Annotated in this window: 20 protein-coding genes; all 20 read left to right on the top strand. The window is 59.9% G+C overall.

The features are described 5' to 3' along the window. Positions 1-509, top strand: a 509-nt coding sequence (locus tag MMB74_RS19905) for an EF-Tu/IF-2/RF-3 family GTPase (protein ID WP_277430377.1), incomplete at its 5' end; no start/stop codon positions are given. A gap of 133 nt (positions 510-642) precedes the next feature. After that, on the top strand, positions 643-954 hold the full coding sequence (gene rpsJ / locus MMB74_RS19900; RefSeq protein ID WP_006998489.1) for a 30S ribosomal protein S10: 312 nt from the start codon (positions 643-645) through the stop codon (positions 952-954). A 230-nt stretch (positions 955-1,184) separates the two neighbouring features. Beyond that, a complete protein-coding gene (rplC, locus tag MMB74_RS19895) occupies positions 1,185-1,844 on the top strand; it encodes a 50S ribosomal protein L3 (protein ID WP_277430376.1) in 660 nt (219 codons plus the stop codon). Further along, complete coding sequence (rplD, locus tag MMB74_RS19890) at positions 1,844-2,464, top strand: 50S ribosomal protein L4 (RefSeq protein ID WP_277430375.1); 621 nt, start codon at positions 1,844-1,846, stop codon at positions 2,462-2,464. Before rplC ends, rplD begins: the two co-directional genes overlap by 1 nt. After that, on the top strand, positions 2,461-2,775 hold the full coding sequence (gene rplW, locus MMB74_RS19885) for a 50S ribosomal protein L23 (protein ID WP_277430374.1): 315 nt from the start codon (positions 2,461-2,463) through the stop codon (positions 2,773-2,775). The genes rplD and rplW overlap by 4 nt, the downstream gene beginning before the upstream one ends. A gap of 2 nt (positions 2,776-2,777) precedes the next feature. After that, positions 2,778-3,605, top strand: coding sequence for a 50S ribosomal protein L2 (rplB, locus tag MMB74_RS19880; RefSeq protein ID WP_277430373.1), 828 nt, complete (start codon positions 2,778-2,780; stop codon positions 3,603-3,605). A 10-nt stretch (positions 3,606-3,615) separates the two neighbouring features. After that, positions 3,616-3,891 carry a 30S ribosomal protein S19 gene (rpsS, locus tag MMB74_RS19875; protein ID WP_035554748.1) on the top strand — a complete coding sequence of 92 codons (276 nt, stop codon included), beginning with the start codon at positions 3,616-3,618 and terminating at the stop codon, positions 3,889-3,891. A 12-nt stretch (positions 3,892-3,903) separates the two neighbouring features. Further along, positions 3,904-4,233, top strand: a complete 330-nt coding sequence (gene rplV, locus MMB74_RS19870; RefSeq protein ID WP_004199272.1) for a 50S ribosomal protein L22 — start codon at positions 3,904-3,906, stop codon at positions 4,231-4,233. An 11-nt stretch (positions 4,234-4,244) separates the two neighbouring features. Beyond that, positions 4,245-5,057, top strand: a complete 813-nt coding sequence (gene rpsC, locus MMB74_RS19865; RefSeq protein ID WP_277430372.1) for a 30S ribosomal protein S3 — start codon at positions 4,245-4,247, stop codon at positions 5,055-5,057. Between the two features lie 2 nt (positions 5,058-5,059). Then, complete coding sequence (gene rplP, locus MMB74_RS19860) at positions 5,060-5,476, top strand: 50S ribosomal protein L16 (protein ID WP_102611091.1); 417 nt, start codon at positions 5,060-5,062, stop codon at positions 5,474-5,476. A 10-nt stretch (positions 5,477-5,486) separates the two neighbouring features. Continuing rightward, positions 5,487-5,681, top strand: a complete 195-nt coding sequence (gene rpmC / locus MMB74_RS19855) for a 50S ribosomal protein L29 (protein WP_075159014.1) — start codon at positions 5,487-5,489, stop codon at positions 5,679-5,681. Beyond that, entirely contained in the window at positions 5,678-5,950 is a 273-nt protein-coding gene (gene rpsQ, locus MMB74_RS19850) for a 30S ribosomal protein S17 (RefSeq protein WP_102611090.1), read from the top strand. The genes rpmC and rpsQ overlap by 4 nt, the downstream gene beginning before the upstream one ends. A gap of 288 nt (positions 5,951-6,238) precedes the next feature. Further along, the gene (rplN, locus tag MMB74_RS19845) at positions 6,239-6,607 is read left to right on the top strand and encodes a 50S ribosomal protein L14 (protein WP_102645112.1); all 369 of its coding nucleotides are present in this window, start codon (positions 6,239-6,241) and stop codon (positions 6,605-6,607) included. A gap of 9 nt (positions 6,608-6,616) precedes the next feature. Further along, positions 6,617-6,925, top strand: a complete 309-nt coding sequence (rplX, locus tag MMB74_RS19840) for a 50S ribosomal protein L24 (RefSeq protein ID WP_277430371.1) — start codon at positions 6,617-6,619, stop codon at positions 6,923-6,925. 17 nt (positions 6,926-6,942) lie between these two features. Further along, the gene (gene rplE / locus MMB74_RS19835) at positions 6,943-7,482 is read left to right on the top strand and encodes a 50S ribosomal protein L5 (protein ID WP_277430370.1); all 540 of its coding nucleotides are present in this window, start codon (positions 6,943-6,945) and stop codon (positions 7,480-7,482) included. Positions 7,483-7,489: 7 nt separating this feature from the next. Further along, positions 7,490-7,795, top strand: a complete 306-nt coding sequence (gene rpsN, locus MMB74_RS19830; protein WP_085228311.1) for a 30S ribosomal protein S14 — start codon at positions 7,490-7,492, stop codon at positions 7,793-7,795. Positions 7,796-7,809: 14 nt separating this feature from the next. Beyond that, positions 7,810-8,205, top strand: coding sequence for a 30S ribosomal protein S8 (gene rpsH, locus MMB74_RS19825; protein WP_133661206.1), 396 nt, complete (start codon positions 7,810-7,812; stop codon positions 8,203-8,205). 21 nt (positions 8,206-8,226) lie between these two features. Continuing rightward, entirely contained in the window at positions 8,227-8,757 is a 531-nt protein-coding gene (gene rplF, locus MMB74_RS19820; RefSeq protein WP_277430369.1) for a 50S ribosomal protein L6, read from the top strand. A gap of 12 nt (positions 8,758-8,769) precedes the next feature. Then, on the top strand, positions 8,770-9,135 hold the full coding sequence (gene rplR / locus MMB74_RS19815; RefSeq protein WP_102645117.1) for a 50S ribosomal protein L18: 366 nt from the start codon (positions 8,770-8,772) through the stop codon (positions 9,133-9,135). Positions 9,136-9,150: 15 nt separating this feature from the next. Then, positions 9,151-9,669, top strand: a complete 519-nt coding sequence (gene rpsE, locus MMB74_RS19810; RefSeq protein WP_277430368.1) for a 30S ribosomal protein S5 — start codon at positions 9,151-9,153, stop codon at positions 9,667-9,669. Positions 9,670-9,671 lie beyond the last annotated feature (2 nt).

The following is a 9,671-nucleotide window of genomic DNA, read 5'->3' as shown; positions in this document are numbered from 1 at the left end:
CGGTGGTAACGGGCCGGGTCGAGCGTGGCGTGATCAAGGTTGGCGAGGAAATCGAAATCGTCGGTATCAAGCCGACGGTGAAGACGACCTGCACGGGCGTGGAAATGTTCCGCAAGCTGCTGGACCAAGGTCAAGCGGGCGACAACGTCGGTATCTTGCTGCGTGGCACGAAGCGCGAAGACGTGGAGCGTGGCCAAGTGTTGGCCAAGCCCGGCTCGATCACGCCGCACACGCACTTCACGGCTGAAGTGTACGTGCTGAGCAAGGACGAAGGCGGCCGTCACACGCCGTTCTTCAACAACTACCGTCCGCAGTTCTACTTCCGTACGACGGACGTGACGGGCTCGATCGAGTTGCCGAAGGACAAGGAAATGGTGATGCCGGGCGACAACGTGGCAATCACGGTCAAGCTGATCGCCCCGATCGCCATGGAAGAAGGCCTGCGCTTCGCCATTCGCGAAGGCGGTCGTACCGTCGGCGCCGGTGTCGTGGCCAAGATCATCGAGTAACATCGACGGCCTTAGCAATATCGCAGTAGAATGCGCCCGGGCTTGGGCGCGCCCTCCCCGGGAGGCGCCCAAGTCCTTGTTCTTTTCTTAATTCGGCGGTGCAAAACCGCCTCGCTCTTTCGAAGGAATCGTCATGCAAAACCAGAAAATCCGTATTCGCCTGAAGGCTTTCGACTACCGTCTGATCGATCAATCGGCAGCCGAGATCGTCGATACCGCGAAGCGGACTGGTGCGATCGTTCGTGGCCCCGTGCCGCTGCCTACCCGCATTCAACGCTTCGACATTCTGCGTTCGCCGCACGTCAACAAGACGTCGCGCGATCAGCTCGAAATTCGCACGCACCAACGCCTGATGGACATCGTCGATCCGACGGACAAGACGGTCGACGCGCTGATGAAGCTCGATTTGCCGGCTGGCGTCGACGTCGAAATCAAGCTGCAATAAGGTTCGCGTCACCGCAGCCGCAGGGGTGCGGTGATAAGTCTTTGATTGCTTGCGAGAAACGGAAAGCCTGGCTATAATGCAAGGCTTTTCGCGTATTTGCGTAAAAAGTTGGTGTCAGTTCGTGCGCGGCGATGCGGCACAAAGCGGTGCGGCTCGCGGCAAGCGGGCCTGCTGATGTCGACATTTTGTAAATTAGCCCCGGCCAATCGCAGTCGGGAATGGAGAAAACGATGAGCCTTGGACTCGTAGGTCGCAAGGTTGGCATGACCCGTATCTTCACGGCAGATGGGGACTCGATTCCCGTTACCGTGTTGGACGTGTCCGACAACCGCGTGGCGCAGATCAAGACCGTTGAAACGGATGGCTACACCGCCGTTCAAGTGGCATTCGGTACGCGCCGTGCATCGCGTGTGACGAAGCCGCTGGCAGGTCACCTCGCCAAAGCCGGCGTGCAAGCCGGTGAAATTCTGAAGGAATTCAAGATCGATGCCGCAAAGGCTGCCGAGCTGTCCGCCGGCGCCGTGATCGGTGTCGATATCTTCGAAGTCGGCCAAAAGATCGATGTGCAAGGCGTGTCGATCGGTAAGGGCTACGCCGGCACCATCAAGCGTTACAACTTCGCCTCGGGCCGCGCCTCGCACGGTAACTCGCGTTCGCACAACGTCCCCGGTTCGATCGGTATGGCGCAAGATCCGGGTCGCGTGTTCCCCGGCAAGCGCATGACGGGTCACATGGGTGACGATACGGTTACGGTGCAAAACCTCGAAATCGCTCGTATCGACGCCGATCGCAAGCTGTTGCTCGTCAAGGGCGCGATCCCCGGCGCGAAGGGCGGCAAAGTGTTCGTGACGCCGGCAGTGAAAACGCGTGCCGCGAAAGGAGCGAAATAATGGAACTGAAGCTCCTCAACGCTAATGGTCAAGAAGGCTCGGGCGTGAACGCGTCGGACGTCGTGTTCGGCCGTGACTACAACGAAGCGCTGATTCACCAGGTCGTGGTGGCTTATCAAGCCAATGCCCGTAGCGGCAACCGCGCGCAGAAGGATCGCGAGCAAGTCAAGCACACGACGAAGAAGCCGTGGCGCCAAAAGGGCACGGGCCGTGCCCGCGCCGGTATGTCGTCGAGCCCGTTGTGGCGTGGCGGTGGTCGGATTTTCCCGAACTCGCCCGAAGAAAATTTCTCGCACAAGGTCAACAAGAAGATGCATCGCGCAGGTCTCTGCTCGATCTTCTCGCAGCTCGCACGCGAAGGCCGCCTGTCGGTCGTCGAGGATATCGTCCTCGAAGCGCCGAAGACGAAGCTGCTGGCCGAAAAGTTCAAGGCCATGGGCCTCGAGTCCGTGCTGGTCATCACCGACACGGTTGACGAGAACCTGTACCTCGCGTCGCGCAATCTGGCCCACGTGGCCGTTGTCGAGCCGCGTTACGCCGATCCGCTGTCGCTGATCTACTTCAAGAAAGTATTGATCACGAAGGCAGCGGTCGCCCAGATCGAGGAGTTGCTGTCATGAGCGAGATTCGCAAGAACGATCATCGTTTGATGCAGGTCCTGCTCGCGCCGGTGATCTCCGAAAAGGCGACGCTGGTGGCCGACAAGAACGAGCAAGTCGTGTTCGAAATCGCCCCCGATGCGACGAAGCAGGAAGTTAAGGCCGCTGTTGAGCTGCTGTTCAAGGTGGAAGTCAATTCCGTCAATGTGCTGAACGTGAAGGGTAAGGCTAAGCGCTTTGGCCGTTTCATGGGTAAGCGCAAGGACGTGAGGAAGGCGTACGTCTGCCTGAAGCCCGGCCAGGAAATCAACTTTGAAGCGGAGGCCAAGTAATCATGGCAATCGTAAAAGTTAAGCCGACCTCGCCGGGTCGCCGCGCGATGGTCAAGGTGGTCAACAAGGATCTGCACAAGGGCAAGCCGCACGCTGCGTTGCTCGAACCGCAGAGCAAGGCTGCCGGCCGTAACAACAACGGTCACGTGACGACGCGCCATCAAGGCGGTGGTCATAAGCAACACTATCGCGTCGTCGATTTCCGTCGCACGAAGGACGGCATTCCGGCCAAGGTCGAGCGTCTCGAGTACGACCCGAACCGTAGCGCGAACATCGCGCTGGTGCTGTACGCCGACGGCGAACGTCGCTACATCATCGCGTCGAAAGGCATGACGGTCGGTCAACAACTGATGTCGGGCTCCGAAGCGCCGATTCGCGCGGGCAACACGCTGCCGATCCGCAACATCCCGGTCGGTACGACGATCCACTGCATCGAGATGTTGCCGGGCAAGGGCGCGCAAATTGCGCGTTCGGCGGGCACCTCGGCAATGCTGTTGGCACGTGAAGGCATGTACGCGCAGGTTCGTCTGCGTTCGGGCGAAATCCGCCGCGTGCATATCGAGTGCCGGGCAACCATCGGCGAAGTGGGCAACGAAGAGCACAGCCTGCGTCAAATCGGTAAGGCTGGCGCGAACCGCTGGCGCGGTATCCGCCCGACGGTGCGTGGCGTGGCGATGAACCCGGTCGATCACCCGCATGGTGGTGGTGAGGGCCGTACTGCTGCCGGTCGCCATCCGGTGAGCCCGTGGGGCCAGCAGACGAAGGGCTATCGTACCCGTCGCAACAAGCGCACGACGACGATGATCGTCCAGCGCCGTCACAAGCGTTAAGGAGTAGGCAATGGCACGTTCTGTAAAAAAAGGTCCGTTCTGCGACGCCCATTTGCTGAAGAAAGTTGAGGCGGCTGCAGCTTCGCGCGACAAAAAGCCGATCAAGACCTGGTCGCGTCGCTCGACGATTCTCCCGGATTTCATCGGTCTGACGATCGCCGTGCATAACGGCCGTCAACACGTTCCGGTGTACGTCTCGGAAAACATGGTCGGCCACAAGCTTGGCGAGTTCGCACTGACCCGTACGTTCAAGGGTCACGCGGCCGACAAGAAGGCCAAGAAATAAGGGGCAATCAAGATGGAAGTGAAAGCAATTCATCGCGGTGCCCGCATCTCGGCGCAGAAAACGCGCCTTGTGGCTGACCAGATCCGCGGTTTGCCGGTCGACAAGGCGCTGAACGTCCTGACGTTCTCGCCGAAGAAGGCGGCTGGCATCGTGAAGAAGGTTGTGCTGTCGGCAATCGCGAATGCGGAGCACAACGAGGGCGCCGACATCGACGAGCTCAAGATCAAGAGCATCTACGTCGACAAGGCCGCCTCGCTGAAGCGGTTCACCGCACGCGCCAAAGGGCGCGGCAACCGCATCGAGAAGCAATCCTGTCACATCACTGTGACGGTCGGGAATTAAGGGGTCATACGATGGGACAGAAAATTCATCCGACTGGCTTCCGTCTGGCCGTCAAGCGGAATTGGGCGTCGCGTTGGTACGCGAGCAACAACAATTTCGCCGCGATGCTCCAGGAAGACATCGGTGTTCGTGAGTATCTGAAGAAGAAGCTGAAGAACGCTTCGGTCGGCCGCATCGTCATCGAGCGTCCGGCGAAGAACGCGCGCATCACGATTTACAGCTCGCGTCCGGGCGTCGTTATCGGCAAGAAGGGCGAGGACATCGAGCTGCTCAAGTCCGAGTTGCAAAAGCGCATGGGCGTGCCCGTGCACGTGAACATCGAGGAAATCCGCAAGCCGGAAACCGATGCGCAACTGATCGCCGATTCGATCACGCAACAGCTCGAGCGCCGGATCATGTTCCGCCGCGCGATGAAGCGTGCGATGCAAAACGCGATGCGTCTTGGCGCCCAAGGCATCAAGATCATGAGCGCCGGGCGTCTGAACGGCATCGAAATCGCGCGTACGGAGTGGTACCGCGAAGGTCGCGTGCCCCTGCATACGCTGCGGGCCGATATCGACTACGCAACGTCGGAAGCGAAGACGACGTACGGCATCATCGGTGTGAAGGTGTGGGTCTACAAGGGCGACACGCTGGGCCGCAATGAAGCGCCGGTCGTCGAAGAAGCGCCGGAAGACAAGCGTCCGCGCCGTAACGCACGGCCGGGCGATCGCCGTCCGCGCCGTGACGGTGAAGGTGGCGCGCCCGCGGGTGCTCGCCGTGGTGCGCCGCGTCGTGGCGCCGCCGGTGGCAATGCTGGCGGCGACGGCAAGACTGGAGAATAACGATGCTGCAACCGAAACGCAGGAAGTATCGCAAAGAGCAAAAGGGGCGTAACACCGGTATCGCGACACGCGGCAACGCCGTGTCGTTCGGTGAATTCGGCCTCAAGGCTATCGGTCGCGGCCGCCTGACCGCGCGTCAAATCGAAGCGGCGCGTCGTGCCATGACGCGTCACATCAAGCGCGGCGGCCGCATCTGGATCCGCATTTTCCCGGACAAGCCGATCTCGCAAAAGCCGGCTGAAGTACGGATGGGTAACGGTAAAGGTAACCCCGAGTACTACGTCGCAGAGATCCAGCCGGGCAAGATGCTGTACGAAATGGATGGCGTATCCGAAGAGTTGGCGCGTGAGGCGTTCCGTCTGGCTGCAGCGAAGCTGCCGCTGAAGACGACGTTCATCGTTCGTCAGCTTGGCGCCTAAGGAGTAAACGATGAAGGCTTCCGAACTTCACCAGAAAGACAAGGCCGCGCTCAACAAGGAGCTGTCGGACCTGTTGAAAGCGCAATTCGGCCTGCGCATGCAACTCGCGACGCAGCAGCTCACCAACACGAGCCAGCTGAAGAAGGTTCGTCGTGACATCGCGCGTGTGCGGACCGTCCTGACCGAGAAGGCGAACCAGAAATGAACGATAGCGTAAAAACCTCGCTCAAGCGGACGCTGGTCGGCAAGGTCGTCAGCAACAAGATGGACAAGACGGTTACCGTGCTCGTCGAGCATCGCGTGAAGCACCCGATCTACGGCAAGTACGTCGTGCGCTCGAAGAAGTATCACGCTCACGATGATGCGAACACGTACAACGAGGGCGACCTCGTCGAAATCCAGGAAACGCGTCCGATCTCCAAGACGAAAGCCTGGACGGTGTCCCGCCTTGTCGAAGCCGCACGTGTCATTTGAGGCTAGCGCGGCTGAGCAGTAGAAGTCGTTGAAATCGCAGTAGATTTAGCTTGCAAGACCGAGATTGTTTGATATAATCTCGGTCTTCCCTCTTTATGGGATCCGTTGCGGGCGAAGTGGAAGGGAAGCGGAAGGGCGTCAGCTCGCTCCGAATGAATCACTCGATTGCGATGGCGGTTTCGTTGCCGTCGCTGCTGTTCTAACCCAAGCAGCCGATTGGCTGACGGGACCAAGACTGACCGGCTGAACCATGGTGGTGCAGGCGGATTAAGTTGGGAAAGATAAACCATGATCCAGACCGAATCTCGGCTTGAAGTGGCCGACAACACGGGTGCGCGTGAAGTCATGTGCATCAAGGTGCTCGGCGGCTCGAAGCGTCGTTATGCCAACATCGGCGACATCATCAAGGTGAGCGTCAAAGAGGCAACGCCGCGCGGGCGCGTGAAGAAAGGCGAAATCTACAACGCAGTGGTGGTTCGCACCGCCAAGGGCGTGCGTCGCCAAGACGGCTCGCTGATCAAGTTCGACGGCAATGCCGCCGTCCTGTTGAATACCAAGCTCGAGCCTATCGGTACCCGCATTTTCGGGCCGGTCACGCGTGAGTTGCGTAGCGAACGGTTCATGAAGATCGTTTCGCTGGCGCCCGAAGTGCTGTAAGGAGTCGCGATGAACAAGATTCGCAAAGGTGACGAAGTTCTCGTCATCACCGGCAAGGACAAGGGCAAGCGCGGCGTCGTGCTGGCCGTCGCGGATGATCGCGTGACGGTGGAAGGCATCAATCTCGTCAAGAAACATGTCAAGCCGAACCCGATGAAGGGTACGACCGGTGGCGTGGAAGCGAAGACGATGCCGCTGCACATTTCGAACGTTGCGCTCGTTGACGCGAACGGCAAAGGCTCGCGTGTTGGCATCAAGGTCGAGGACGGCAAGAAAGTGCGCTTCCTGAAGACGACCGGTGCCGTGCTGAGCGCCTGACGCTGCGGAGTATAAAAATGGCTCGTTTGCAAGAGTTTTACAAAGAGAAGGTCGTTCCCGGCCTTACCGAAAAGTTCGGCTACAAGTCGGTCATGGAAGTGCCGCGCATCACCAAGATCACCCTGAACATGGGTCTTGGCGAAGCCGTCGCTGACAAGAAGATCATCGAAAACGCCGTGGGCGATCTGACGAAGATCGCGGGTCAAAAGCCGGTGGTGACGAAGGCTCGCAAGGCAATCGCGGGCTTCAAGATCCGTCAGGGCTACCCGATCGGCGCGATGGTCACGCTGCGTGGTCAAGCGATGTACGAATTCCTCGATCGTTTCGTCACGGTGGCGCTGCCGCGCGTGCGCGACTTCCGTGGTGTGTCGGGTCGTGCGTTCGACGGTCGCGGCAACTACAACATCGGTGTGAAAGAGCAGATCATTTTCCCCGAGATCGACTACGACAAGATCGACGCGCTGCGTGGGCTGAACATCAGCATCACCACCACCGCGAAGACCGACGAAGAAGCCAAGGCACTGCTCGCCAGCTTCAAGTTCCCGTTCAGAAACTGAGGTTACCGTGGCTAAACTGGCACTGATCGAACGTGAAAAGAAGCGCGCCCGCCTGGCTGCGAAGTTCGCACCGAAGCGCGAAGCGCTGAAGGCGATCATCGACGACCAATCGAAGTCGGAAGAAGAGCGCTATGCAGCCCGTCTCGAGCTGCAACAACTGCCCCGTAACGCGAACCCGACGCGCAAGCGCAATCGCTGCGCGATCACGGGCCGTCCGCGTGGCACGTTCCGCAAGTTCGGACTTGCGCGTAACAAGATTCGCGAAATCGCATTCCGCGGCGAGATCCCCGGCCTGACCAAGGCGAGCTGGTAATAGGAGAAACATAAATGAGCATGAGTGATCCTATCGCCGATATGCTGACTCGCATCCGCAACGCGCAGATGGTCGAGAAGGTCTCGGTGACGATGCCCTCGTCGAAGGTCAAAGTGGCGATTGCCCAGGTCCTGAAGGACGAAGGCTATATCGACGATTTCGCCGTGAAGTCGGAAGGCGCGAAGTCGGAGTTGAACATTGCGTTGAAGTACTACGCTGGCCGTCCGGTCATCGAGCGCCTCGAGCGCGTCTCGAAGCCTGGCCTGCGCGTGTACCGCGGTCGTAACGACATCCCGCAGGTCATGAACGGCCTCGGCGTGGCGATCGTCTCGACGCCCAAGGGTGTGATGACCGACCGCAAGGCCCGCGCCACTGGCGTCGGCGGCGAAGTCATCTGCTACGTCGCTTAACGCCGAAAGAGGAGAAGAAACATGTCTCGAGTAGGTAAGAGCCCGGTCGCGCTCGCTGGCGCCGAAGTGAAGGTCGCAGACGGCCTGATCACGGTGAAGGGCGCACTCGGTACGATTTCGCTGCCGCTGAACAAGCTCGTGAACATCGTCGTCGACGGTGCATTCCTGAAGTTTGAGCCGGTGGACGAGAGCCGCGAGGCGAACGCAATGTCTGGCACGATGCGCGCGATCGTCGCGAACATGGTGCACGGCGTGACGAAGGGTTTCGAGCGCAAGCTTACGCTCGTCGGCGTTGGTTATCGTGCGCAAGCGCAAGGCGACAAGCTGAATCTGTCGCTGGGTTTCTCGCACCCTGTGGTGCACCAAATGCCGGAAGGCGTGAAGGCAGAAACCCCGTCGCAAACGGAAATCGTGATCAAGGGGATCGACAAGCAGAAGGTCGGCCAAGTCGCTGCCGAAGTGCGCGGCTACCGTCCGCCTGAGCCCTATAAGGGCAAGGGCGTGCGCTATGCCGACGAGGTGGTGATCCTCAAAGAAACGAAGAAGAAGTAAGGGTGCGCAATCATGGATAAGACTCAATCTCGCCTGCGCCGCGCTCGTCAGACGCGTATCAAGATCGCCGAACTGCAGGTCGCGCGCCTTGCCGTGCATCGCACGAACACGCACATCTACGCGCAAGTGTTCTCGCCTTGCGGCACCAAGGTGCTCGCCAGCGCGTCGACGCTCGAAGCTGAAGTGCGTGCGCAACTGGCCGACCAGTCGGGCAAAGGCGGTAACATCGCTGCCGCCACGTTGATCGGCAAGCGTATCGCTGAAAAAGCCAAGGCTGCCGGCGTCGAATCCGTCGCCTTCGATCGCTCGGGCTTTCGCTACCACGGCCGTGTGAAAGCGCTGGCCGATGCGGCGCGCGAAGCCGGGCTCAAGTTCTAAGGGAAGGAATTCGTCATGGCAAAGATGCAAGCGAAAGTTCAGGCTGACGAACGCGACGACGGCCTTCGTGAAAAGATGATCTCGGTCAATCGCGTGACCAAGGTCGTGAAGGGTGGCCGGATTCTCGGTTTCGCCGCACTGACCGTGGTTGGCGATGGCGATGGCCGCGTCGGCATGGGCAAGGGTAAGGCGAAGGAAGTGCCCGTTGCCGTGCAAAAGGCAATGGAGCAAGCCCGCCGCAACATGTTCAAGGTGCCCCTGAAGAACGGCACGCTGCAACATGAGGTGCACGGCAAGCATGGCGCGTCCGCTGTCATGCTCGCTCCGGCGAAGGACGGTACGGGCGTGATCGCCGGCGGCCCGATGCGTGCGGTGTTCGACGTGATGGGCGTGCAAAACGTCGTCGCGAAGAGCCACGGTTCGACGAACCCGTACAACCTCGTGCGTGCGACGCTCGACGGGCTGCGCAAGCAGTCGACGGCGGCTGACATCGCTGCGAAGCGCGGCAAGTCGGTCGAAGAAATTTTGGGCTAATG

It is taken from the genome of Trinickia sp. Y13, from assembly GCF_029522115.1.
Classification (GTDB): domain Bacteria; phylum Pseudomonadota; class Gammaproteobacteria; order Burkholderiales; family Burkholderiaceae; genus Trinickia.
Note: the sequence above shows the minus strand (reverse complement) of the source record. Positions and strands in the feature narration are given on the sequence as shown.